Annotated in this window: 16 protein-coding genes; 6 read left to right on the top strand and 10 right to left on the bottom strand. The window is 63.1% G+C overall.

Annotation, left to right across the window (positions count from 1 at the left end):
- Nucleotides 1–246: 246 nt before the first annotated feature.
- Nucleotides 247–4,317 carry a hypothetical protein gene (locus QE363_RS11440; protein ID WP_309695316.1) on the top strand — a complete coding sequence of 1,357 codons (4,071 nt, stop codon included), beginning with the start codon at nucleotides 247–249 and terminating at the stop codon, nucleotides 4,315–4,317.
- Nucleotides 4,318–4,349: 32 nt separating this feature from the next.
- On the opposite strand, the gene QE363_RS11435 is transcribed toward QE363_RS11440, so the two are convergent.
- The 4 genes from QE363_RS11435 to QE363_RS11420 all read right to left on the bottom strand — a co-directional run bounded on the left by QE363_RS11435 (nucleotide 4,350) and on the right by QE363_RS11420 (nucleotide 10,901).
- Nucleotides 4,350–5,198 carry a DUF4238 domain-containing protein gene (locus QE363_RS11435; protein ID WP_309695312.1) on the bottom strand — a complete coding sequence of 283 codons (849 nt, stop codon included), beginning with the start codon at nucleotides 5,196–5,198 and terminating at the stop codon, nucleotides 4,350–4,352.
- 538 nt (nucleotides 5,199–5,736) lie between these two features.
- The gene (locus QE363_RS11430; protein ID WP_309695310.1) at nucleotides 5,737–7,833 is read right to left on the bottom strand and encodes a helicase HerA domain-containing protein; all 2,097 of its coding nucleotides are present in this window, start codon (nucleotides 7,831–7,833) and stop codon (nucleotides 5,737–5,739) included.
- Nucleotides 7,830–9,131: an SIR2 family protein gene (locus QE363_RS11425; RefSeq protein ID WP_309695308.1), complete on the bottom strand. Its 1,302-nt coding sequence runs from the start codon at nucleotides 9,129–9,131 to the stop codon at nucleotides 7,830–7,832. The genes QE363_RS11430 and QE363_RS11425 overlap by 4 nt, the downstream gene beginning before the upstream one ends.
- A 147-nt stretch (nucleotides 9,132–9,278) precedes the next feature.
- Nucleotides 9,279–10,901 (bottom strand): RNA-directed DNA polymerase, encoded by a 1,623-nt coding sequence (locus QE363_RS11420; protein WP_405053221.1) that lies wholly within the window; start codon nucleotides 10,899–10,901, stop codon nucleotides 9,279–9,281.
- Nucleotides 10,902–11,080: 179 nt separating this feature from the next.
- On the opposite strand from QE363_RS11420, the gene QE363_RS11415 reads away from it, so the two are divergent.
- A complete protein-coding gene (locus QE363_RS11415) occupies nucleotides 11,081–12,457 on the top strand; it encodes an IS1182 family transposase (protein ID WP_309695304.1) in 1,377 nt (458 codons plus the stop codon).
- Between the two features lie 202 nt (nucleotides 12,458–12,659).
- Nucleotides 12,660–17,126 (top strand): ATP-binding protein, encoded by a 4,467-nt coding sequence (locus QE363_RS11410; protein ID WP_309695302.1) that lies wholly within the window; start codon nucleotides 12,660–12,662, stop codon nucleotides 17,124–17,126.
- A gap of 508 nt (nucleotides 17,127–17,634) precedes the next feature.
- On the opposite strand, the gene QE363_RS11405 is transcribed toward QE363_RS11410, so the two are convergent.
- The 3 genes from QE363_RS11405 to QE363_RS11395 form a co-directional block, all read right to left on the bottom strand.
- Nucleotides 17,635–18,198, bottom strand: coding sequence for an alpha-ketoglutarate-dependent dioxygenase AlkB (locus QE363_RS11405; protein ID WP_309695300.1), 564 nt, complete (start codon nucleotides 18,196–18,198; stop codon nucleotides 17,635–17,637).
- On the bottom strand, nucleotides 18,198–19,280 hold the full coding sequence (gene dinB / locus QE363_RS11400; protein WP_309695298.1) for a DNA polymerase IV: 1,083 nt from the start codon (nucleotides 19,278–19,280) through the stop codon (nucleotides 18,198–18,200). Before dinB ends, QE363_RS11405 begins: the two co-directional genes overlap by 1 nt.
- A gap of 156 nt (nucleotides 19,281–19,436) precedes the next feature.
- The gene (locus QE363_RS11395; protein ID WP_309695296.1) at nucleotides 19,437–19,724 is read right to left on the bottom strand and encodes a winged helix-turn-helix transcriptional regulator; all 288 of its coding nucleotides are present in this window, start codon (nucleotides 19,722–19,724) and stop codon (nucleotides 19,437–19,439) included.
- Nucleotides 19,725–19,884: 160 nt separating this feature from the next.
- Between QE363_RS11395 and QE363_RS11390 the strand changes: the two genes are divergently transcribed.
- A complete protein-coding gene (locus tag QE363_RS11390) occupies nucleotides 19,885–20,916 on the top strand; it encodes a zinc-binding alcohol dehydrogenase family protein (protein ID WP_309695294.1) in 1,032 nt (343 codons plus the stop codon).
- Nucleotides 20,917–20,956: 40 nt separating this feature from the next.
- Here the strand turns inward: QE363_RS11390 and QE363_RS11385 are convergent, their stop codons facing one another.
- Together QE363_RS11385 and QE363_RS11380 are read right to left on the bottom strand one after the other, a co-directional pair.
- The gene (locus QE363_RS11385) at nucleotides 20,957–21,562 is read right to left on the bottom strand and encodes a DJ-1/PfpI family protein (RefSeq protein WP_309695292.1); all 606 of its coding nucleotides are present in this window, start codon (nucleotides 21,560–21,562) and stop codon (nucleotides 20,957–20,959) included.
- Nucleotides 21,562–22,404 carry a PhzF family phenazine biosynthesis protein gene (locus QE363_RS11380; protein ID WP_309695290.1) on the bottom strand — a complete coding sequence of 281 codons (843 nt, stop codon included), beginning with the start codon at nucleotides 22,402–22,404 and terminating at the stop codon, nucleotides 21,562–21,564. Before QE363_RS11380 ends, QE363_RS11385 begins: the two co-directional genes overlap by 1 nt.
- 73 nt (nucleotides 22,405–22,477) lie before the next feature.
- Here QE363_RS11380 and QE363_RS11375 point away from each other — a divergent pair, with 73 nt between their 5' ends.
- Nucleotides 22,478–23,923 carry a PLP-dependent aminotransferase family protein gene (locus QE363_RS11375; protein WP_405053178.1) on the top strand — a complete coding sequence of 482 codons (1,446 nt, stop codon included), beginning with the start codon at nucleotides 22,478–22,480 and terminating at the stop codon, nucleotides 23,921–23,923.
- On the opposite strand, the gene QE363_RS11370 is transcribed toward QE363_RS11375, so the two are convergent.
- A complete protein-coding gene (locus QE363_RS11370) occupies nucleotides 23,903–24,820 on the bottom strand; it encodes a LysR family transcriptional regulator (RefSeq protein WP_309695289.1) in 918 nt (305 codons plus the stop codon). The two genes, QE363_RS11375 and QE363_RS11370, sit on opposite strands and share 21 nt — an antisense overlap.
- 91 nt (nucleotides 24,821–24,911) lie before the next feature.
- Here QE363_RS11370 and QE363_RS11365 point away from each other — a divergent pair, with 91 nt between their 5' ends.
- The gene (locus tag QE363_RS11365; RefSeq protein ID WP_309695286.1) at nucleotides 24,912–25,946 is read left to right on the top strand and encodes an aldo/keto reductase; all 1,035 of its coding nucleotides are present in this window, start codon (nucleotides 24,912–24,914) and stop codon (nucleotides 25,944–25,946) included.
- Nucleotides 25,947–25,952: the final 6 nt, after the last annotated feature.

Here is a 25,952-nt window from a genome sequence, read left to right as displayed (position 1 = left end):
CTTGCCGGAAGCCGAAGTTCAGCGTTTGCCCGCGCGGCGGCGCGCTATGACTGAAGTGGGGCGTCAGCGGACTGGTAACTTTCCGCAGGAAAATCAGTATAGCCGACATTCCTGCGCGGCGGACGCAGCGTCGGTCTAACGTGCCAGCTTATCAGGCTGGCGAACCACAGCAATCTTGATCGCGCGTATGTACACATTAGACTGCCTAACGCTGAGCTTCTAACCGCGGCTGCATGACTGGCTGATATGACGACCTATATTCCTCGCCAGCTCAGCTACTATGATAAGGAAGGCGGGCGCGTGATCGTGCCAGAGGCTGCCCTTGGCAACCAGCCTCTACCCGTCGTCATTCTTGGCGATCCCGGCATGGGAAAGTCGGAATTGCTGCGCGCGCTGTCAACCGAAAGAGGCTACTCCTATCTCACGGCTGCGCAGTTTTTACGCCGGCCAATCTCTGCGTTGCCGCAGGGTGTGCTGTTGCTCGACGCGCTGGACGAGGTCAGTGCCGGCAAAGAGGGTGATCCGCTCGAATGGGTTCTAGCACGGCTTGGGGAAGCGGGGTGGCCAGACTTTGTGCTCAGCTGCCGGGCGGCTGAGTGGCGAGGGAGCGGCCGCGCACAGGCCATCGCCGACGATTATGGCCGTGCAGCAAAGATCCTGACCCTCGAGCCGCTCAGCTTAGCGGAGAGCGTGGCGCTGATGGAGGGTGAACTCGGCGTAAAACAGGCGCAGCAGTTCCATGCCGCTTTGCACCACCATGGCCTAATAACGCTGCTCTCCAACCCGCAGAGCCTGAAATTACTGATCGAAGCCGCCGATGGCGGCATACCGGACAGCCGAGCGGATCTGTTCGATCGTGCAGCACGCAAGATGCTCGCCGAGCACAACGACAAGCATGTACAATCAGAGCTCAATCGCCTCGATCCAGCGATGGCGATGGATGCGGCGGGTGCTGCAATGGCGATGTTGCTGCTCGGCGGCAAAGAGGGGGTGTTCGTGGGCTTGCAAGCTCAGACACCAGCGCCGTTCCTGCACGCAGCTTCTCTCGCAACGCTGCCGTTTGCCGAGTCTGTCTCGACGGTGCTGATGAGCCGGCTGTTCCGGACAGCCGGCGAAGTCGATAGTTTTAAAGATTGCCATCGCACGGTCGCCGAATATCTCGGTGCGCGCTGGCTTGGGCGTGTGGTTGATGCCAGTACTGATCCGGCGCGGCTCGTCAAACGCTTGCTGGCGTTAATCTATATTGGTGGCCGGGTGCCAGCATCACTGCGCGGCTTGCATGCTTGGCTGGCGCACGCATCGCCGCATTTTGCGGATACCGTGATTGCCACAGATCCTTATGGGGTTATGCGCTACGGTAATCTTGGCGCGATTTCGGTACAGATGGCGGAGTTTGTGTGGGACAGTCTGGCCGCATATGGCGAAGAGAACCCTTGGTTCCGTGGCGGTGACTGGCAGCGCTTCTCTATCGCTGGTCTGGTGCAGCAAGGCCTTGGTTCACGACTGAGTGAGCTGCTCAATAATCCACGTAGCAGTTTTCACCTACGTTCGCTGGCGCTGAACCTGTTGCAGGGCGGGGCCTGTGTGTCGGAGATGCGCGAGACGCTTCTCGCTATCATTGTCGATCCCGACCGCACCTATTCGGAACGGCATGACGCCGTTTGCATCCTCGCTGACTGGACATCGAACAGCGTCGATTGGCCGGCACTGTTTTGCCAGCTCTGTACCAAGGGGGATATCGAGGCGCCTCGGCTCGCCGATGAGGCGCTAGCAATTATCGGAGTCGGCCGATTCAGCGATGCGGCGATCGCCGAGATCGTTCTTGCGGGCTATGGCGGCTTCACGGACGAGGCAGGACGGCGGCGTCTCGGCCGTTCGGATGATTATTGGTCGCTCTCACAGGCGATGCCCATGGAGCGATGCGCGGGCTTGCTCGATGCGCTGGCGACGCATTTCGCGCCGGGGCAACGCGGGGCCGAGCTGGTTCACCATGATCGCGGTTTTGGCCACCTCGTCTGGACGTTGCTTGCGCGGCAAATTCCTGGAGAAACGCCGGACCCGACCCGGCTTTGGCGCTGGCTCGACGCTTTCAGCGATTATCCTGCGGCAGAGCCAGGCCCGCGCGCCGTGATTGCCGCCTGGCTCGCTAGCAACGCGACGCTACGTCAGGCGATCCAGGAGATAATATATCTAACTCCTGATGGCGCGGCGGCGCGTGAGCGGAAAGGCTGGCACCTCGGGCATATTTCGCATGGTCTGTATTTTCAGGACGCGGATGTCATCGCGATGTTCGAGCGGTTGACCCGTGAGGGCAGGCGCGATGCATTTGCGCAGGATTTGTTCGAAAGGCTGGTTCGCGGCTGGAACAGCCAAGGCGATTGGACGCCCGACATGGCAGCTTACGCGAAAACCTACGCTGCCGATGACGCTTCGTTGTTAGCCGTTCTGCACCCCGCGCCGTGTGAGGAAAGCGCTGAGACGCGCAAACTCATGGCTAAGTTTGCGGCTCAAGAGCGAGCAGGCGAGCGCAGGCGTGAAAGAAAAAAACGCGCCGCGCGAAAGTTTGTTCTCGCCAAGCGCGAGCAGTTGTTGGCAGGGAAAGGACCGGCCGGTCCGCTTGCGCTGTGCTTTCTCGGCTATAGCAAGTTCGGCGGCCGCGATCACCCTCCTGCAGAACGGATCGGTGCATGGATTGGTGACGATTTGCGAGAAGACGTACTGGCCGGGTTTGAAGCTTCCCTGCAATGCCATTTCGATGGGACGCTTCATGATCTTGCTGCGCGTGTTCTCGATCGAGACGACAGCCATGACTCTATCTGGCCGCTCGTGGCGGGTCTCGCGCAGCGGCATCTGGACGGGCGCGGATTTACTGGGGTCAGCGAAGACCATCTGCTGGCAGCACTGATCGCACATCGGCTCGTCATGAACATCGTCGATAAGCATCTGAAAGGATTTAGCGAAGCGCTCGAAAATTATGCTCTTGCGAACGCTGTGCGGTTCGAGCGCTTTCTGCGTGCGATGATCGAACCACAACTCAACGCGAATGACGGCTATTTTCGTGGTACGCACTATCTTTTCGGCGGTAGGGTACATGCTGCGCTTCGCGCGTCACTGCTGCTCGAATGGTTCGAGCCAATCGCCGGATCCCATGCCATTGACCTAGAGGCTCTTGTCGACGCCCTTCTAGAAGTGCCGCAGCCATATCAGGCGCAGGCGAATGAATGTGTGGATCGCCTAATCGAATGTGCGCCTCCTCGTGCCTCTGGCGAGGATCGCACGCCATATTGGCAGGCGCTCCGTATTCTGCGTGACTTTGAAGGCGCCCGTGAAACGCTGGAAGTGGCAGCACAGGCGCCAGAGTTCCTGTGGGCGCTCCAAAAAGCCGTTGGTCACCACCGCTTCGATAGTGGGCGCATCCGGGTGTTGCCGCCCGATCGCCTCGCTTGGATCTTTTCACAATTCGAAGCGCGGTGGCCCGAGGTGGATCGGCCTCGCGGCACGACGACCGGCTCTCGGCATCCCTGGGACGCTGGCGATTTTCTCCGCGCAGTGCTGTTCCGCCTCGCTGACGACACCAGTGCTGGCGCGTTGCAGATACTTCACCGACTGGTTGAGGTCGGGAGCGAAAGCTATGCTGAAAGCCTAAGAGCTGCGAGAGCGAAGCAGCGCACCAAGGCGGCCGAGGCGGATTACGTTTCGCCCGGCGTGCCAGCGATTGCTGCTGCGGTCCGAGAGGCCGCACCATTAGCGCCGGTGGACGTTAAGGCAATTGCGCTTGACGCCATCGCGGATTTACAGGCGCGTATCGCTGGGGCTGCCACCGATACAGCCGACCTCTTCTACGACGGAAATATTCCGAAGAACGAGGAGCGATGTCGGAACACGCTACTCGATTTGCTGGGCCCAACGCTGCCCTTTGGTATCGTCTGGGCGCCGGAGGAGCGAATGCCACACGGCAAGCGGGCGGATGCTGGCTTTCGATTAGGCGAAGTGCGCATCCCGCTTGAGGCCAAGCTTGCCTGGAACCCAGCCATCTGGAGCGCCTGCACGGCCCAGCTTGATCGCCTTTACGCGTCGGCCGATTACATGGCATGTGGTCACGGCATCTACCTAATATTCTGGTTCGGAGTATTCACATCGGATGGCACTCGAATCCCGGTGCCGCTAGAGGGCGTACGACCGCAATCGCCAAGCGAGTTGGCGGCAATGCTACGCACGCAACTGGCAGACGACGCGGCCCTGCGGCTGTCTATTGTCGTACTCGATCTGACGCGGCGCAAGCCGCAGAACCGTGTATCTGCGGGCAAAAGTGCTTGATTTTGAGTCGGTCAGCAGCGAGCGAAGTTCGTTTACCGAGCATTGGCGATCGACCGTACCAATGTCGGCGATCCAGCTGCGATCATCCCGCTTTGCTTGGCGATTGCAAGGTTGAGCTGGCGAATGGGGCTGTCGCTCTGGGTATGGAACAGGGAAATGCCGCCATCGCCTTGCCCAACTCCGACAGCAACGTCTGCCGCGATCGGAAGCCACATCTCAACCTTGGGATCGTTAAGGTCGGTCTGGCCGGGGCTGGTCAGCTTCACGACCGGGCGGCTGCCGATAATGAACTGCTTGTTCGGCCGGGTTATCCGAATGATTCCAATGCCACGTCTCTCGAGCACACCCATGACGTTGGCGCGCAGGCCAATCAGCGATTGCACACGCACGTTGCGGATCGTGCGCGCTTTGGCTTCGGGCGTTCCGAACGCGGCGATTTCATCCAGACGATGGGGTGCGACGATCCGCAACTCGTCCAGAATGTCGTCCATCATACGGCTTGCTTCGGCATCGCTGGTGCAACTGAGCTGTGCCTCCGGCGTCCGCCGCCATTGCATCAAAAAGAACATGTACCAGAGCTGCGTCTGTGCTTTGCTCAAAATCGGAACCTCGCCCTGTCGGACCGATTCAAGAATGGCCTGAATAACCCCGACTGCTTCACTTTCGAGCGCTGCCAGTGCCCGCTCCATCGCGGGATCCTTAATGCCCGATGCCGACAAGGTGCTGTATAGGTGGTTTTTGTGGAAGACTTCGGCGGGGCGAGCGCGATGGACTTTGTCTGACGCTTCTCGATGGCGACACCAATGCAGCCATCCATCAGCATCGGTGAAGCCGTTCAATATCATCTGTGGGACGTAATGATGACGTTTTGGAACAGTCATCTCGTGAATCTAGCCTATACTACGGCCTGACGGAATGACGGTTTTCAAGCTGAAGGGTCGGCCTCGCGGGCGACCGAAAATAGGGCGTGTCGCGGACGCGCTTTGAACCGTGCAACCGGCAGCTGTCGTCAATAACGGACGTTGGTTGGAGGTGGATTGAACCACAGGCTTTGGTCGACTGCCGCCGGTCGTTCGTGGGACATTCCCGACGTTCGCACGCGACATGTTGAACGGCGCCTTTTGTCAGAAGCGGTCGTTCAGCGGCCGACCGCCCGGCATCGCAGTACAACATAAACTGGGCCGGGGGGCGGACTGGAAGCCTTCCGTTACCCGGCACAGGAAGCGGACGTTCGCTAAGCTTGGTTTCGAAATCCGAGAGACAGATCAGCTCGTCGGCCGCTGGCGACGAGGTCATATGCTGAGCTAGCAGCGCGTGCTGCTCCGTGACATTCTAAAACTGGTGCGCTGTCAGAACGTATAATTCGAAAGACGTTCACGCTTGATCGCCAAGTTAAATTGGCGATCTTCCCGCTTCGGGTCACGCGGGCGGCTCGCCAATCCAGTCCTGCACGAGCGCAGGCCAGTCGATCACGCGCGGACTCTTACCGGTCCACACGTCCCAGAAATCAGGGTCTGAGGATTGCGGCCGATGTTCCTCGGCCAGTTCGTCCATTTCAACCAGCAAAGGGATCGGCGTCGCCCAACCGAGAAGCACGGCCTGACGCGATGGCAGGCTAGGAAGCTCCTTCAGCAGACCCGCAACATTATCCGGAACAAGCCGTGCGACTAACGCCTGGTCAAGGTCATTCACGATCCGATGAAGCAGGAAGGTGTTGCACTGGGCAAGGATGGTCGGCGACAGTTCGGACGGTCGCTGGGAGGATAGCATGAGGCCCAGGCCGAACTTTCGTCCTTCGCGCGCGATCTTTTCGAATGTCTCGCGGCAGAGTTGCGCGGGGTTCTCAGGAACGCCCTCATCGTTCCCGCCGCGGCGAACGAAGCTATGCGCCTCTTCCAGGACCAGCGTCGTGGGCAACGGCTTTCCGTCCGGATGCAGCCGTCTGTAGCGCTGCAATGCTTCGAAGGTCAGTCGGCCGAGCACGGCGACAACGATATGGATGACCTCGGAGGGAACGAGTGAAAGATCGATGATCGCCACCTGACCGTTCGCCGACGCGTTGCTGCCGATCAGGTCGTCGAGCCAGGTATCGAAGCTGATCTGCGGTTCGCTGCCGACAACCTGCCCAAGCCGGGGATCTGCCATCATTCCCCGGATTCGCATGCCAAGCGTGCTGATGAAGCCCGCAAGGCCGCCCCCTTCGGTCGCGGCGATCCGCTCGAGGTGATCCGGCAACATCTGCACGTCGAAGGGGATCGGCGCATCCTCGGTGATTTGCGCGGCCGCCAAGGCATCCTCGACCTGATCGAGGAATGATTGCAGGGCAGCCTGAACGGATTCGATTTCCTCGACGGCGAAGCTGTTGAACCAACCGTTGTTTCCGCGACGATTGTTGGCGACGTCTCGAATGGTCGCGGCAATGTCGGTGAGCGTTGCCGCAGGGTCTCCGTCGAGCCGCGCGCTCATCGCGTCGCAATCCGCTGCCATGTTGTCCATCAGGTCGCCGCATTGGCGTCGTGGCCCGGCATCGCCCGCAAACGCTGCCGGTCCGCGCGCGAGCAAGGCATCGACCAGCAGCCTGTACGAGTAGATGTGCCGCCGAACCAGCGCCGCCGCCGGCACGCCGGCGAGATTGCCGCTTTTCAGGTCACGAAGGGCCTGGAGCAACAGCGGTCGCTGCGCGCCCGGTCGGGCGAATGACACCGCCGTCCATTCATGGCCGTTCCAGAGCCAGGCCGGCAGGCGCAGTGCTCGCTCACCCTTCTGATCATCGACGGGTGGCACGCGGAACAGCCGGACATTGTCCGCGCGATCGGCGAACGCTTTGGCGTATTCTCCATTGGGGTCGAGAATAATGAACCGGGCGTTCGGCCCTTCAGCCGGATTTGTGAGCGCAGTTTGCGCGGCGTCGAGCGACCATCGGATTAGACCTGCAACCGAGCAGGACTTGCCGCTGCCGGTATTACCGAGCACAGCGACGTGACGCCCAAAAATCTTGTCCGGATCGACCATGATCGAGGTGTTTGCGGCAAGCGGCGAAGAGCCGATCCGGACACGGCGATCCTTGTCCTTTGCACCGACGATCGCTGCGATCTGCTCGGGCGTCGGTATGAGGATCTGATCGCCGACCGAGGGAAAAGCGACCACGCCGCGGCTTAGGTCGTAAACGCTTGTTCCTGCGCGGCGGTCGCGGCGCACGGTCAGCGTGCCGATCGGAGTGAGCGCCATTTTTCGCAGCGGGAACGGCAGGTCGATGAGGCCGAAGTCTTTCAGCCCCGAGCGTTTTGGAAATGGCGAGCGCTCGATGCCGATCCAAGTGACATAGGCCACTGTCGCGCCGGCCTCATTGGGTATCAGAACATAGCTGTTGAGGCGGGGAAAACTGGTCGGCGTACCTGTATTGAGTGCAGTTGATTGTGGAGCATCGAGATCGAGAAGGACGCGGATTTCGTCGGAAGAGATGGACTCGACCGTGCCGATAACCAGCTCGGACAACCGCTCGATAGGAGAGCTCATGCGGCACCGCCCCGTTCAGCCGGCGCATCCGCAGCCGGAGCCGCGACGACAACCGGGCCTTCGGTGAAGGCCCGGTTCTTCAGGAGCTCCGACATCCGTCCGGTGATATAGTCGAGCGCGGGCTTTGGCAGATAGTCGTCGACCAGACGCTGAAGGCTCCCGAAATGTCGGCCAGCAAGGAGGCTGACTTGAGCTGGCCGGGTCTGCGCTAGGAACCCCTTGATGCGATCATCGAGATCGAACGCGATGATAACGAGATGCGCAGATGGCACCGACAGCATGTCGAGGAGCACCCGGTTAATGTGATCGTCACCAAAGCCATAGCCGTAGGTGACGACGACGGAATTTGGCCTGCACGTCGCAGAAGCGAAATCTCGAAACAACTCTGCATAGGGATATTGGGTCGTCTCGACGTCTTTCGCCGGATTAGGATAGATCATAACAGTATCGACGGGAGAATCCGGAAGGCTTGGATGATCCTCCGCCGCACCAAAGGGGGTCTCGGCACGATAGATGCGCCGCGTAGCCTCGTCGAAGCGCCAATCGAGACTACCATGCAACTTCGTCAGGCGAACAACGCCTTCCATGAAACGCGGTTCACCACGGATTCCTGGCGGATTATAGTGATAGTCCAGCTCGATGCGAGTGTTGCGAAACAAGGGGCGCAAGGTGCCTACGAACCGATCAATGATCCGCAGGCCGGCATCGTCGCACCCGCGTTCGATCAGTCGGTCGTAATTGGTCGTAAATACATGGAGGCGCTCGCGTGATGCCGCACGGCTGGCGAAGCTCAGAAGAAAGGACTGGAGCATGGCGGAGGCTAGCGCGCTATCGGCGTCGGCGATGCCCCGTTCGGTCGCGAGCAGTGAATAGAGAAAGGTCTCGATTGCAGAGTTGATGTCGGCACGGACGGATTCCGCAGCATCCTTATCAATGATGTCGAGCCCGTCGAGCACAGCGATGGCGCTGCGCAGCTGATCCTCGATATTGGCTTCGCCGCGCCCCATCTTATTGGCGCTGGCGGCAGCATGATCCATGATGGCTTTGGCGTGGGCCGAAGTGCCAGCGGCCACATCCATTCCCGTTGCGGCTACCCCCGCAGCGAACGCGACAGATGTCGTGAATCCGCTGCCAAGCAGCAAGTTGAGATGCTCGGCCTGAAAAACCGCAGATAGCCAAGGCTCGATCCGGCGACGGTGCAGCGCGACGAACTGATCGAGCTCATCAGCGTCCGTCGGGATGTCGTCGAAGGTCTCATTTGAAGAACCCACCCGGTAGCCGTGCGCCTTCCATTCCATAATTTCCCCCGACCTCTACTTATGAAGTTGTACCACACCTGATCCTGCCGACCGAGACGAAATTGCTTCGAAATTCGCAGCATGTCCTCTCGGTCATTCAAGTGATTCTGGATGGCTGGGATACGCGATGATTTAACGAGTGGCCAATCAGAAGGGATGATCCTCGTCCTCGTCTTCCTCCTCGTCGTTGTCGTCGTCGTATTGGCTTGAGCGCTCTTCGATAGCGAACGCGACTGAGCCGAAGTCGTTCTCGTCTAGATCTTGGAAGACGCTCGGAAGTCTATTGGGTTCGAATAGCGTGGTACCCTGCTGAGCGAGATCTTCGATAAGTTCGTTTCCCAGCGTTAGGTTTGCGTTACCTGCCCATTGTCGAGATCGCCATTCCAGAAGCAACGGCCAATAGGGTCCAGACCCAGTTTCGTTCGTGACGATCTCAGCGGCAGCCTCAAATACGGCGGGCGCGACAAGCGTCTGCTCGACGCAGGAGAGCAGCGCTATCACGGTAAGGGGCCCGCAGTTCTGAACTATCAAGTTGGCCGTTCTGATGGGGATCTCGATGCCGAGCCGGATCGCGGCATAAAGAGCCCACGACACCTCACCATCGTTTCCGAGGCGCCCATGTCGATCCAGTATCGCTCCCAGGATCGGCGACCAGTCGGCAATTACAAGGTCGCGGAACGCCAAGTGGCGCCAGACTATCATCCGAGCGACGTAGTCGATGGAATGACCGAAATGCACCGCGGCGCGCTTGAGAAAGGGTTCCACAACCGGCCACTGGGCGGCGGCGAGATTCGACCTATCCAAGTAGCGAAGGGTGTATTTGAGAACCCCGTCGTCGTTGTTTCTCGAGGTGATCGTGAAAGCGTATTCCAGCGCTGCACGAAGTCGCTCTGGAATGCGTCGATCAACCGAATTGCTCGCGAACTCGAACTTAGCGGCGATGTCAGTCGGCCATGTGTCGGAGAAGGAAAAGTTATCGGAATAAATTGCCGTCTTAGATTCGTTGATATCCAGCTCAAAAAACCGAATGGCCTCCCTGTAACGCCACAGTGCCTCCTCGGCTGCGGCGTGGGTGTCGGCACCGATCCAAACGTCGTCGACGTGCCGTATCAGGTCGCAGTTCTGGTACCCGCCGCGGCGGACAAATTCTTGGTCGATCGCGGTGCCGATCACCTCCGCGATGTATCTTGACGCGTCAGGTCCTACTGGAACGCCAACCGTCTGGCCGTCTTGCCCCGCTCGGACGATCAGGTCGAGACGGTTGGCATAACAGTTCGCGGAGGCGGGACTGCGGTCCGCCTTTGCGGCGGCCCTCCCGTGTACGGCCCAAGGAATCGAGTGGGTGTAGATCGTGTGGTAAAATCGCGAGATGTCAGTCCGTGCGACGAAGCGATACCGCGCGAGCCGCGATAGCCGAGCGCTTTCCAGTTCCGAATGCGATGCGATCGTTACTGCCCTGTCCATATCTGGGCTGTGGACGGGTTTGGATAGGCTGAAGTCCGAAAGCGCGAAGTGCTGCGTCAGCTCTGCCTCGCGGTCGGCGACAAAGCGCGCAAGATCGTGTGCCGTCGACGGATGGACGAACGAAAACTCGCGACGTGTCATCCCACGTTTGGACGCGTTGAACGGAGACGACCTAACCGGATGCCTCCCGTCGGTGAGCCATCCGTTGCGAGCCGCAAGGTTCGCGCCGATAGCAGCCGTCACGAAAGTCGGCGGTAGGTTCTCGGGTAGATACCCTTTCTCGAGAAGGTCGTGCTTCAGTGTCATCGGCACTATGATGACACCATGATTTGATCATGGCCAACGGAAGTCTGCTATTGGCAGGAGCAGACCTCTGTGACCGCTGCCGTGAACGACCGGGTCTGGGCGATTGTGTTGAAAAAGGCTGGCTTGCAGTCGTGTTGATGGTCTGATTCAATCGTGCCCAAGTGAGCGGAGACGGGCCGATGATGGGCGAGCGGGCGGTGGTGCAGGAAGCGCTGTTCTACAGCTTCAGCCTGGAGCGGCACGTACCGGCGGACCATCTGCTGCGCTCGATCGACCGGTTCGTGGACCTGTCTGGCATTCGCGAGGAGCTGAAGCCCTTCTACAGCGAGACGGGTCGTCCCTCGATCGATCCGGAGTTGATGATCCGGATGCTCATCATCGGCTATTGCATGGGCATCCGGTCCGAGCGGCGGCTGTGCGACGAGGTGCATCTGAACCTGGCCTATCGCTGGTTCTGCCGGTTGGGGCTGGACGGCGACGTGCCCGACCACTCGACCTTCTCGAAGAACCGGCACGGACGCTTCCGCGACAGCGACCTGTTGCGCCGGTTGTTCGAGACGACGGTCGCACGCTGCATGGCCGAGGGACTGGTGGGTGGCGAAGGGTTCGCGGTCGATGCAAGCCTGATCCGCGCCGATGCCAATCGTCAGACCGGTGGGCCAGGCAGCGACGGCGTGCCGCCAGACGCCAACAGTCGTGCGGTGCGCGAGTATCTGGCCGTTCTCGATGATGCAGCGTTCGGCGCCGCGACACCGGTGGTGCCTAAATATCTGGCGCCGGCCGATCCGGCATCGCGCTGGACCAGCGCGCATCGCGGGCCGGCCTTCTACGCCTACTCGACCAACTACCTCATCGACCTCGACCACGCCGTCATCATGGACGTGGAAGCGAGCACCGCCGTGCGCCAGGCCGAGGTGACCGCGTGCAAGCGCATGATCGCGCGGGTGCAGGACCGCTTCGGCGTCTGGCCCGAGCGGCTGGCCGCCGACACCGCCTACGGCACGGCCGAGATGCTCGCCTGGCTCGTCCACGAGCGCGACATCCAGCCGCACATCCCGGTGTTCGACAAGTCCGCCCGCCGCGACGGCACGTTCGAGCGAGATGTCTTCACCTACGACCATGACGACGACAGCTACGTCTGTCCTGGCGGCAAGCGCCTGAAGCCCCGGAACCGCAACTTCGCGGCCGCCCGGGGCGATGTCGGCCAAGACGGCTTCATCCGCTATCGCGCGCGACAGCAGGACTGCGGCGGCTGTGCCTTGCGGGAACGCTGCACCCCCAACATGCCAGCGCGCAAGGTTACCCGCTCGATCCACGAAGGGGCACGCGACCTCGCCCGCGACATCGCTACCACCGACGCCTACGTCACCTCGCGGCGCCAGCGAAAGAAGGTCGAGATGCTGTTCGCGCACCTCAAACGCATCCTGAAGCTCGACCGATTGCGACTGCGCGGTCCAAACGGTGCCAGGGACGAGTTCCATATGGCAGCCACCGCCCAGAACCTCCGCAAAATGGCAAAGCTCGTCCCGATGCCGGCACAGCCACTACCCGCCTAAGCCGGTCAGCCCTGTGCAGCGCAACTCAGCCGCCGCTTGCCTCCGGTCCACACCCCGACTTCTTCAACACAATCGGTCGGAAGCCGACGTTCAACGTTCGTCCGACCGGCCTCTGGGAACGTCAGAAGCTGGGCCGGCCGCCGACCGGCGGCTCTCAGGCGGGCTTGCGCCTAAAGCGCACCTAAATAGAAGCCGATACCCGTTGACCGGCCCCCATGCCGATGCGACCTTTCGTCGAATGATCCTGACAGCCGCAGCCACCGCATTAGGCGGTTTCCTCCTCGAAAAAATTGGCGACATGGCCCTCGATGAGGGCGGCAAGGGCCTTTGGAAGCGGATCAAGGACCGGACCGCCCAGAAAGAACTGGCGACGGCAAGCGCGGTCGCGATTGAGGCCGCTGCTGCCGAAGTCCCTGCGCTAGGAGAGGATCTTCGCTCGGAGAGCTTCTGCGAGGGGGTCGTCCTTCCCCTTGTGCACGCGCTTCTCGAAAGCCCATCGAAGCTGATTGATGCTGAGACTTTTGCGGAGCGTTACATCGAAATGTTCGTCGAGCAGCTCAGTGGCGACGAAGGGACCGACGCGACGCTCGTTCGGGTCTTTCAAACCGATCGTCCTCAGCTAGTAAGGGCGTTCGAGGCTTTCCTGGCGAAGCTGAAGTCCGAACTCTACGAGGCCACGGCCTGGCGAGAGGCGCAGCACTACAACACCACCGAGACGATGTCGGCCCAAGTATCGAGAATAGCGACGCTGCTGGAAGAGCGCGCCGCTACTGACCGAGCGTCGAAGGTCGACGTCGGTCGCGCTCTGGCGGATGCCGCGATCGCCTCCGCAGAGATGCGGGCGTGGCCGAGCGAGATACACGGGATGCGCCTGGAAACACCGGCCTTCGATCGTCTGGTCAGACGCGTGAAGGACGAGCCTGCCGGACGCACACTGCTCATCGGAGAGGCAGGAACCGGCAAATCCGCGCTGCTTGCGCGCGTCGCCCCGGCTCTCGAGGAACAGGGCATCACCGTTTTCGCGATTAAGGCTGACCAACTGCCGGCCTCGATTGCAAGCCTGGATGACCTAGCACGCGCGTTGGGCGTGGATGAAGGGTTGGAGGACCGCATCGCGGCGCTTGCGGGCAAGCGTCCGGTCGCATTGCTGCTGGATCAGCTCGACGCCGTCAGCGACGTCATGGATTTGCATTCGCACCGGATGCAACTGCTTCTTCAGCTGGTTCACCGGATGGGCGCGCGCGCGCGCGCCGGCGACACGCCGCTGCCGATCCACGTGATCGTGTCGTCGCGTCCGTTCGAGGCCGCTCACGACGCGCGCTTTCGCCAGCTAAAGGCGGAAGCACTCCGACTCGACCTTCTTCGCGACGATCAGGTGGAGGCCATGCTCGCCCACCTTCAGGTTCCAATTGAATCGGTCGATGCCGGTCTGCGTCAGACACTGCGACGCCCATTCGCGCTCAAGCTTTACGCTGACATCGTGTCACGCATCGGCGAAGCCAAGGATCTGACGCCTGCGGGCCTACTCGAAGCCTGGCTAGCCACGGCCAAACTCGGCGTCGGTTCGGAGCGTCAGGAGACGACCGACTTCCTCCTGGCACTCGCCGCGGAGATGGTAGCGACCGAGACCCTGTGGCGCCCGCTCGATGCCTACGACTTGACCCACGCCGCAGCGCTTCGACGGGCGGAAGCGGCGGGGCTTGTGGTCCGCTCGGGCGACAAGATCGGCTTCTCGCACCAGTCCTGGCTGGACGACTTCCAGGCGAAGACATTCCGCACGGGGCGTGATCTCGCGGAATACGCGTGGTCCCGTCAGGATAGCCTCTTCATTCGGGCCAGCATCCTGCGGAGCCTGGAACGGCTCCGTGTTCGCGATGTCCGCGGATACGAGGCGGCGCTTGCGGCATTGCTTGGTGAAGCAAGGACGCGGCGGCACATCCTCCATCTGATCGCCGACATCATCGCGACCGTGGCCGCACCACTTCCCTTCGAGATCGCTTGGGTGGAGCACTGGATCCACAACGACATTCCGCTTGCCGCGCGAGCTCTTCGCCAGATCACCCCTCGCTGGGACAAGTGGCGGGGTGGACTGCGGCGAGAGCTCCCGACGTTGATGACCACCGCGGCCTTTCACTGGCAGGCGGCCCAACTCCTTGCCGCGGAGGTCCGGGTCGATGCGGTTCACGTCGCCGGACTGATCGATCGACATTGGAACGATCCCGCTCGCGACCGACTGGTCTTCGAAATCCTCGAGATGGCCGACTTCGTCGGACTGGAGGTTCAGAAGCGGCTACGCGTGATCTTTAATCGCACGCAGATCGAAGACCACTCGATCTCGCACATGGTCCGGACCCTGAGAGCGGATAAGCGCTTCGAGGATGCGGCTTCGGTCGTGGCGATCTGGCTCGAAGCCAAGAATATTGGCCCTAGCGATCACCCGAACATCTATGAACTGGATGTTTTGGCAGACGCTGCGCCTTTGGAACTCGCGCGCAGGCTGATACCCTGGTTCATGGCGCTCGCAACCCGGGACATCGGGCCGGAGCAAACCGTGATTTCCCAGTATCCGCGATCACACTCGCTGCCCAATTCGGGGGTGCACCACCGCGAACAGGGCAGTCCGCTCGAGGCGCTGCAGCGCGCAATCGCCCTGATGGGAGAGAAGTATCCTGATGCGATGTGGGCGCTGCTCAAGCCCTACGCATCTATAGAGATCGACCAAGTGCACGAACTGATCGCCATCGGTCTCGCTGCGGCGGGCCACCGACTTGCAAATGAGGCGCTGGACTATCTCCTCGCCGACCCCCGGCGTTTCCAGATCTCGCACGTCATCGTCACGCACGATGGGGTGATCGACTCGATTAACGGCTGGCATTCGCAACAACTGGTTCGCGCTGTCGCTCCGGCCTTAGACGACGTTCAGCTGACGACGCTTCGTGATTCGATCGAGGCCTGGTCCTGCTACACTGAGCAGGAGGTGGTGACAGACGATCCCGAACTCGCGGATCGTCGAATTCGTTGGTGCGATGAGGCTCGGTTCCCATTGTTGGAGGCTCTGCCGCCTAGGCTGCTGGCAGCCGAGCGCCTCGCCGGGATCTCCCAGTGGCGAGAGGCTCATCCACAGCTCGATCCGGACGACGATAACGACGGCATGGGCGGGTGGGTCGGGCCACCCGTCACCCATGAAGAGATGGTAGGCCTCAGCGACGACGAGATTCTTCGACAACTGGACGAATTCCACGATGGTTCGGGGGAGCATCGGTGGACCCGGCCAATCAGCCGGTCCGGAGGCGTCCGCGAGCTCGCGAGGGCTTTCGGCGCCTTCGGAAAGGCCGCCCCAGACCGCGCGATCGCGCTGGCCCTGAGACTTTCCAGCGACCGCCACCAGCAGGCGGCTGGAGAACTGGTCAAACAGCTTGCCGAAGACGACGAGATCGACCGGCATGCCGTCCTCGACCTAATCCTTGATCTCGATCGACGCGGCTTCTGCTCGTGCGACTGGCGCCAGGATGCCGCACATGCGCTTCAAAAGCTGGCGATCAGTCTCAAAGGCCTCGATGATGCGATCGTTGCATTGCTGGAGAGCTGGATTGAGATTGACCCGACCACAATCTCCGCCCAGATTCAACGGCGGCTGGAGTTCGAAGCGAACAACAGGCGCGACCGCGACACTCGCGACGACCTCGAGCCTCTCCTGTTCGGCGGGGGCCTAGGCATGCAAGTGTTGCCTAACGACAACTTCACGATCCTGTCCGCGATCTCTAACGCGCTCCTTTGCCACGAGAAGCCGGACTGCACTGCCTGGGCGTCGGCGCTCGAGCGGCATCTCGATCGCCCTGAGGATCCCGCGATCTGGACGGCAATCTTGCTGTGGCGTGGAGAATATTTGCTATGGGCTGATGACGAACAGGTGACCCGAATTTTCGATCGTCTCTGGGGTGCCTACCCCGAGGTTTGGAAGGATGTCCGTCTCATCCGCTTCTGGTGGCGGATGCGTAAACGCATTTCCAACACCGTGTTGATCGGGACGATGGCGTGGTGGATGATCGGTCCAGGTGACGCGGAGCGTCAGGCCGCTGGCGAACTGCTAACAGCCTGCCACCTCGTCGATCCTGAAAACGTCAGATACCGCCTGCTGTTCGAGCAGCTGGATCGAACCGTCCCGGCGATTGAAACCGGCCTCCTATTCAGTGCCGCCGCGGCGTGGCGGGAAAACGACCCCATTATTCGATCTGGCGCGCATGACATGCTTATGGCGTCGCTGCCCACGGCAGCGGGTGCATGGGCAACTGCTCTCGCCCGCGCCGTCAACCGACGCTCTAGCTTCCTGCGCGACGCGCGAACGAGAGAGTTCCTGCTATCCATGATCAGGAACGACGCAGTGTTCCGAGCCGCTCTCGACAATCGCTTCGCCAATGCGCTCCAAGATCTTCTCCTCTACCCTGGCTTCGACGATGTCGTTCTGGCGATCGTGGAGAAGGCGGCGGACGTCGTCACGGCTGGCGGCGGACCGGGCTGGGGCGTTGGTGAGGATCTGGTCTGCGTGGCGATCGCCTTGCAACGGAGTGACGGTCCGACGCGATCACGGGCAATGGACGTGTATGAGCGTCTGCTGGACGCTGCCATCTACGGTGCCGAGGAGGCGGCGAAGGCATCCTTAGCTCGATGAGCTAAGAAGTGGATTTGGGAAAGCCAGATGAGTCTCGTTGACCATGAATGCTATTCTCATCTGGACGGCGATGACTGCAAAGTCTGTGCTGGATGCTTCGACTAAAGCGACCAGAGGTCCATGATCAGGGATGCGGGCCAATATATCGGTGCGAGTTCCACCGATGCGACCGCCGTATAGGCCGTCTGCAAAAAACGAAAGTCCTATCGACCAAATGGACTCAGGCATCACAAAGAGCCCTTTTCCAGGCGCAAGCGACGGATTTTGAGAATTGTCGGGGTTGTCTTGATGACGGAAATTAGAGCACTTAGCCGACGCGCCGGTTTGCGCGACTCGAATGGCGGGTTTCAGCAAAAGTCGGCGCTTACATTAACGGCGTTGAATGTCTTAGGCTGGTCGACACCTGCCGTAGGCGGATCTCAGCCGCTTCACGGCGTCGACGACGGGTGCAGCTCACAGCGCTCCTGATCGCCGGTCAGCAGCACAACGGCAGTAAGCCCTATCCTACCTATGTACGATGTTCTGCGAGGCTCCGGAAGGTAATCGACCAGCGCGGACGTTCCATCGGTGCGATGCTGTGCTCCCATTCATGCCGAGCAGGTCCGCTCATGTGATAGCCGCCACGCGGGTCGAGCGGCACCGATACTCGATCGAAGCCGTCGGCGCGCCGCTGCCGGAAGCGCATCGTCGCCGGTTCGCCGAGGGAGATGCCGAGGACATGGCCGTAGATGGGTCGGTCCCGATGCCAGCCGATTCCGGCACCGGGGTCGTAGCGGATGAGCAGCGCCTGGATCAGCGCCTCGGGCGCTAGCCCGGCAAAGTTTGCCGCCCTATCGCGGATGGGGAGAAGCCAGTCCGGCATCGGTGGCGCATCCTTGGGGCGCCCGACCTCGAAGTCGTAACTCCATCCGAAGGACGTTGTCAGCCGCTTGCCTGTCCAGCCCTGAAAGCGGAACGGCTCGAGGTCGGTCGCGTCGATCCGGTCGATCAGCATGCGCTCCTCGTCCGCGGTGATCAGGTTCGCCCGCGTGGCGAGCCCCGGCAGGAGCGGCGCGTCAAAGAGGTCAAGCATCACGCCGCCGCATCCGCGAAGATCGGCAATTCGGCCGGTGCCGCTGCCCCGGCCTCGACGAAGTTCGATACCGTTACGCCGACCAGTCGTATCCCCTTCTGGGTCGGCAGAACCGACCGGATCAGGTCGAGCGCCGCGCGGCGCAGGCCTTCGCAATTGGTGACCGCCACGGGCTGGCTGCGGCGTCGGGTGATCTGATGGAAGTCGGCGTATTTGACCTTCACCGTGACGGTGCGGCCGAAGGCTTGCCGTCCCTCGCACCATTCCCAGACATCGTCCGCCATCTTGAGCACGCCGGCCTCGATCTCCCCGGGTTCGGTCAGGTCGCGGTTGAACGTCGTTTCCGACCCCGACGACTTTCTCACGCGGTTCGGATTGACCGGACGGTCGTCTTCCCCGCGCGCGATGGCGTGATACCAATCGGCGGAACTGCCGAAATGCTGCTGCAGGAACGCCAGCGACTTGGCGCGCAGATCAGCCCCGGTCTCGATCCCCAGCCGCTTCATCTTTTCCGCCGTTACTGGTCCGACGCCGTGAAAGCGGCTGACGGGCAGCGTCTCGACCCAGGCCGCGCCCATGTCCGGCGTGACTGCAAATTGGCCGTTGGGCTTGCGGTGATCCGAGGCGAGCTTGGCCAGGAATTTATTGTACGAGATGCCCGCCGATGCGGTCAGGCCGGTCTCTGCGAGAATGTCAGCGCGGATCGCCTTGGCGGTCAGCCATGCGGTTTCCAGGCCCCGCTTGTTCGCGGTGACGTCGAGATAGGCCTCGTCGAGCGACAAGGGCTGGATCAGGTCCGTGTACCGCACGAACACCTCATGGATCTGGCGCGAGACGTCGCGGTACACTTCGAAGCGGGGCGGCACGAAGATCAGGTCGGGACAGCGGCGCAGCGCGGTGACTGAGGGCAAAGCAGAGCGAACGCCGAACGTGCGCGCCTCGTAGCTGGCCGCCGCCACCACGCCCCGTGCGGCGGCATGGCCGACTGCAACCGGCTTGCCGCGCAGCGACGGATCGTCACGCTGCTCCACCGACGCAAAGAAGGCGTCCATGTCGACGTGAATGATCTTACGCACCGCCATGCGCACCTTTTAACGCATACAGAACAGGATGTGAACATATTGTACAAAAACGTCGGAAACCCGTCGCTTATCCCACATGCCCATCTCTTGGCGTACATCCGGGCACGACGCCGTTCGAACAATGCCGCGAACGTCGCCGACGCATCATTCGGATAATCACCGCCGCGCGAAGAGGTCCATATTCGCATCGCCCCAAGCCTTCAGCGCCGCGATGATCGGCGACAGGGATCGTCCACGATCCGACAGGCTGTATTCGACGCGCGGCGGCACCTGCGCGAAGACCTCGCGCTCGATCAGGCCATCGGCCTCCAGTTCGCGCAGCTGGTTGGTCAACATGCGCGGCGTCACGTCACCGGCACGGCGGCGCAACTCGTTGAAGCGCGTCCGTCCGTCCTGCAGATGGTAGAGGATCACCGCCTTCCACTTGCCGTCGATCAGGCTCACCGCCGCCTCGACGGCACAACCTGGGGTACAATCGAGGCGGGAGTGACGGGCTTTCGCCATCGGAGCAGTATCCTTTTCGACACTATGAGCGTTTTTTGTGCCTACGACATAAGCTGACACCGTCCCTATCTCGCGTGCGTCAGCAAAAGGAGCAAGACCCATGCGCGCCATAGCCTATCGCCAGCCCGGCCCGATTGACCGGGACGAAGCCCTTGTCGAGGTCGAACTGCCACGACCCGTTCCGACCGGGCGCGACATTCTGGTCGCGGTTCGGGCCATCTCGGTGAACCCCGTCGACGCGAAGGTTCGCACTGGCGCCGCGCCATTCGACGGGCGTGACGAGCGCATTCTCGGCTGGGATGCGGCGGGCGTGGTCGAGGCGGTCGGCCCGGAGGCCACCCGCTTCAAGGTGGGTGACGAGGTCTTCTATGCGGGCGACCTGATGCGCGACGGCAGCAATGCGGAATATCAGCTGGTCGACGAGCGGATCGTCGGCCATCGCCCCCGCAGCATCGGCTTCGCGGAGGCGGCGGCGTTGCCGCTAACGGCGATCACGGCCTGGGAAACCCTGTTCGACCGGTTGAAGGTCGACGACCTGCCGGCTGGCGGCGCCCGCGCCGTCCTGATCATCGGCGGCGCGGGCGGCGTCGGTTCCGCGGCGATCCAGATCGCGCGGGCCCGCACCGACCTGACCGTGATCGCCACCGCCTCGCGCGCCGAGACGCAGGACTGGGTGAGCGACCTCGGCGCGCATCATGTCATCGATCATTCCCGGCCGATGGCACCGCAGATCGGCGCGCTGGAGATCGGCGCGCCCGCCTTCGTCTTCTCGACCACCCACACCGACCGCCATCTGGCCGACATCGCCGAGTTGATTGCGCCGCAGGGGCGCTTCGCGCTGATCGACGATCCCGCCAGCCTCGACATCGTCGCTTTCAAGCGCAAGGCGGTGTCGGTCCATTGGGAATTGATGTTCACCCGGTCGCTCTTCGACACACCGGACGTCGGCGAGCAGGGTCGACTGTTGGACGCGGTGGCCGGACTGGTGGACGAGGGGCGCATTCGCACCACGGCGACCGACACGCTCTCGCCGATCAATGCCGCCAATCTGATCGAGGCGCACCGCCGCATCGAAAGCACCACCACGCGGGGCAAGATCGTCCTGGAAGGCTGGGACAGCCAGCAGGCGTAAGCTCGAAGCGGAGCCTTAACGAACTGAGCGCGCGGGCGGGTCAGGCGAATGCCGACTCGCCCGCGACGATCGCCATGGCATGGTCGACGAAGCGCCCCTTCTCGCCGACCGGCGCGACGTAGCGAAGTGCCTCGCGCGCCAGTTCGGGCTCGCCTCCGCGCGCGATCAGCCATGCGGCGAGATAGGGCGCGGCAAGACAACCGCCCGCCGTCGCGACATTGCCGTGAGCGGCGAACGGTGCGTCGATCACCGTGACACCGGCCTCCACCACCCATGGCTTGGTGGTGAGGTCGGTGCAGGCGGGCAGGTCGCCGATCAGGCCGAGCCTGGCCAACAGCAGCGTCCCCGAACATTGCGCCGCGATCAACTGCCGCGTCGGATCGAGACGAAGCCGGGCGAGCATCGCCGGATCGTTGGCGATCCCCCGCGTGCGGACGCCGCTACCGATCAGCACCGCATCCGCCTCCTCAAGGAATGCGAGTGGCCGTTGGCGGTGGACCACGACGCCGTTCATCGACGTCACCGTTTCAGTCGGGGCGGTAATATGCGCAGCCCACCCATGCGGGCGCAGCCGGTTGATGATCGCGGCGGCGACGAACGAATCCAGTTCGTTGAAGCCGTCGAAGGTCAGGACCGCGACCTGCATCACCCTTGCGTCCGGCCGGAGAACAAAGTCCGCGTCGCACCGGCGACCCAGACCTGTCCGGCCTCGTCCTGCGAGACATGGATACGCCCGCTCCGCCCGAGGCGCGTGCCCTGTGCGGCGAGATAGCTGCCGTTTGCCCGACCGCTGGCGAACAGCCACTGGCCGACCGAGGCGTTGAGGCTGCCGGTCACCGGGTCCTCGATCAGCCCGCCATGCGCGTCGGTGAAGAGCGCGCGCAGTTCGAACGCGACCTCGCTGCCGGGCGCATGTGGTCCGACGATGCCAATGTCGATATGCTCGGGGTGGTGCCGCGTCGGTTCGACCGCCAGCACGGCCTCGGCCGACTCCAGCATGACCGCGATCCAGCCAGGGCCATTGTCCGCCCAGGCCGCATCGACGATCGCCGCGCGGTCGATCCGCAGCAACTCGGCGACCTGAGCGATCTCGGCCTCGGTCGGTGTGCCCCCGCGCAGCAGCGGTGGGGCGGCAAAGGCAAGCTGGTCGCCATCGCGCCGGATCGTCACCAGCCCCACGCCGCATTCCTGCACGATCACGCCGTCCTGCTTCGGATGCCCGCCCGCTTCGAGCCAGGCATGGGCGCTCCCCAAGGTCGGGTGCCCGGCGAAGGGCAGTTCATGCGCCATGGTGAAGATGCGGACGCGATAATCGGCCGATGGATCGGTCGGCTGCAGCAGGAAGGTCGTTTCCGAGAAGTTCAGCCAGCTTGCGATCGCCTGCATCTCGTCCGTCGTCAGGCCATCGGCATCGGCGATGACGGCCAGCGGGTTGCCGGTCAGCGGACCGGTGCCGAATACATCGACGAGGCGAAAGGGGCGGGTCACGGGCGTCTCCTGTTGATGATGGCTGGTCCTATCGCGGAGCGACTGGCGCTGACAGATACACATCGGTACGATCATGCCGAACTGTATTGGTGAGATTGGCAGTACGATGGCGAGCGCCCCCGATGAAACCCGCAGCGGTATGGTGGTCCGCGCGATCCGCGACCGGATCGATGCCCGCGCGCTGACGCCGGGCGCACGGCTACCGTCCATCCGCGCCATGGCCGAGACGAGCGGCGTGGCGCGCTCGACGGTGGTCGAGGCCTATGATCGCCTCGCCGCCGAGGGCGTCATTCGCTCGCGACCGGGATCAGGGTTCTATGTCGCAGCGCCCTTGGCCCCGCTGACGCTGGATCGGCTGGCCAGCACGAAGGAGCGCGAGGTCGACCCGCTCTGGATGCTGCGCCAGTCGCTGGGCGAGCGGCGGCACGAAATGATGCCGGGATGCGGCTGGCTGCCCGATGATTGGCTGGCGGGCGATGCTCTCCGCAAAGCGATGCGCGGGGCGGCGCGGTCGGACGAGAACGGCACGCTGGCGGGCTATGCTTCCCCCTTGGGCTCGCCCCCGCTGAGGGCGTTGCTGGCGAGGCGGATGGCGGACCAGGGGATCGAAGCCGGCCCCGACCAGATCTTGCTGACCGACAGCGGCACCCATGCCCTTGATCTGGTGTGCCGCTTCCTGCTTCAGCCGGGCGATACCGTGCTGGTCGACGATCCATGTTACTTCAACTTCCTGGCGCTTCTGCGGGCGCACCGGGCCACGGTTGTCGGCGTGCCGATGACACCGACGGGTCCAGACGTCACCGCCTTCGCTGAGGCCGCCGCGACGCATCGTCCCCGCTTCTACCTGACGAACTCGGGCGTCCATAACCCGACCGGCGCGTCGCTTGCCGCCGCCACCGCGCACCGGCTGCTCAAGATCGCCGAGGCGCATGACATGGTCGTCGTTGAGGACGACATCTTCGCCGACTTCGAGCACACGCCGTCGCCACGGCTGACGGCGTTCGACGGGCTCGACCGGACGATCCGCATCGGCAGCTTTTCCAAGTCGCTGTCGGCGGCGGTGCGCTGCGGCCATATCGCAGCGCGGCCCGACTGGATCGAAGGGTTGGCCGACCTGCGCATCGCGACGTCGATGGCGGGCAGTCCGCTCGCCGCCAACCTGCTCCACGCGGTGCTGACCGATGGCAGCTATCGGCGTCACGTTGACGGCGTTCGTACCCGGCTGGCCCGAGCGACGGCCCGTGTCGCGAAACGCCTGCGGGCCATCGGGATCGAGCCATGGACCGACCCGGCGGCAGGCATCTTCCTGTGGGCGCGATTGCCCAATGGCGTCGACGCCGTTGAGCTCGCACGCAGGGCGATCGATGCAGGGATCGTCCTGGCGCCGGGTCCGGTGTTCAGCATCAGCGGAGGCTGGCGGGATCACATGCGCTTCAACGTCGCGATGAGCGGCGATGACCGGCTGTACGCCTTTCTGGAAAAGACCGTGTCGCGCCCGCTACTCGAACCGGCTGGCTAAGCGCTCGACCAGGAAGTCGACGAACACCCGCACCCGCGCGGGCGTGGCCGAGCCACCGACGAAGACCGCGTGGATCAGTTCGACATCGCCCGGATTATAGTCCTCGAGCAGCGGCACGAGCCGCCCGTCCGCGATCTCAGCCGCGACGCTGAAGCGGCCGACCCGGGTAATGCCCACCCCGGCAGCTGCGAGATGACCCAGCGTCTCGCCATTGTTGGCGACGATGCCGCCCTCGACGGACAGCGCGAAATCCCGGCCGTCGCGGCGGAACGGCCAGGTGGGCTCGGCGCGGCGGAAGTTGAAGTTGAGGCAGTTGTGGGCGTGCAGGTCCTCCGGGACCCGCGGCGTACCTGCCCGGGCGAGATAGTCCGGTGAGGCGACAATCACCCGCCCGCCTTCGGACAATTTGCGCGCGGTGAGCCCGCTGTCCGCGAGCGGGCCGAACCGGACGGCGACATCCGCCTGCCCGCCGGCCACATCGACCAGCGTGTCGGTCAGCGCCACGTCGATCAGGATGTGCGGATAGGCGCGCGCGAAATCGCCTAGCAGCGGCACGACGCACAACCGGCCATGCGCCAGCGCCGCACTGATCCGCAACCGTCCGCGCGGCGCGCCCTGATCGGCGATCTGCTGCTCGGCATCATCGAGATCGGCGAGGATGCGCCGGGCGGCGAGCAGATAGGCTTGCCCTTCGGCGGTCAGCGTCAGCGCGCGGGTGGAACGCAGCAGCAGCCGCACGCCGAGCCGTGCCTCGATCCGGTCGATCGCGCGCGCCACCGCCGAGGGCGTCAGCCCGAGCGTGCGACCGGCGGCGGAGAAGCTGCGTTCCTCCACCACGCTCGCGAACAAGGCAAGCGACCGGGCGCGATCGTCGTTGCCAGCTACCTTTGCGTCCAAGGCATAGATCCTTTGCACCGACGGACGGTTCCGTCGCGCTTCTTCACCGTCCATCTATGCGCCTGACAATGACATTCGCAAAGGAGGTGTCATGGAATATCGGCAATTGGGATCGTCCGGCCTGCGCGTTCCGGCCCTGTCGTTCGGCGCGGGGACCTTCGGCGGCAAGGGACCGCTGTTCAGCGCCTGGGGCACAAGCGACGCCGCCGAGGCGCGGCGGCTGGTCGACATCTGCCTCGACGCGGGCGTGACGCTGTTCGACACCGCCGACGTCTATTCGGACGGCGCGTCCGAACAGGTTCTCGGCGAAGCAATCAAGGGGCGGCGCGATGCCGTGCTGATCTCGACCAAGACCGGCCTGCCGATGGGCGACGGTCCGCAGGACTGGGGCGCGTCGCGGGCGCGGCTGATCGGCGCGGTCGAGGCGGCATTGCGGCGGCTCGGCACCGACCGGATCGACCTGCTCCAGCTTCACGCCTTCGACGCGTCCACGCCGACCGAGGAGGTGATGGGCACGCTCGACCGGCTGATCGCGGACGGCAAGGTCCGCTATGCGGGCGTCTCCAACTATCCCGGCTGGCAGATCATGAAAGCGCAAGCGCTGGCCGATCGTCACGGCTGGCCCCGTCTCGTCGCGCATCAGGTCTATTACTCGTTGATCGGCCGGGCCTATGAATGGGACCTCATGCCGCTGGCAGCGGATCAGGGTGTCGGCGCGCTGGTCTGGAGCCCGCTCGGCTGGGGTCGGCTGACCGGCAAGATCGGGCGCGGACGGCCGATCCCGGCGGGCAGTCGCCTGCACGAAACCGCCCAGTTCGCGCCGCCGGTCGAGGACGAGCATCTCTACCGCGTCGTCGACGCGCTGGAGGCGGTGGCGGCCGAGGTGGGCAAAACGGTGCCCCAGGTCGCGATCAACTGGCTGCTGCGGCGCCCAACTGTCTCGTCGGTCATCATCGGCGCCCGCGACGAGGCACAGTTGCGCGACAATCTGGGCGCGGTCGGCTGGGCGCTGACGCCCGAGCAGGTGGCGATGCTCGATGCGGCGAGCGACGTGCTGCCGCCCTATCCACACACACCCTATCGGCAGCAGGAGGGTTTCGCCCGCCTCGCGCCGCCAATGGTTTGAGGGAGC

Source organism: Sphingomonas sp. SORGH_AS_0870, assembly GCF_031453175.1.
GTDB lineage: Bacteria > Pseudomonadota > Alphaproteobacteria > Sphingomonadales > Sphingomonadaceae > Sphingomonas.
Note: the sequence above shows the minus strand (reverse complement) of the source record. Positions and strands in the feature narration are given on the sequence as shown.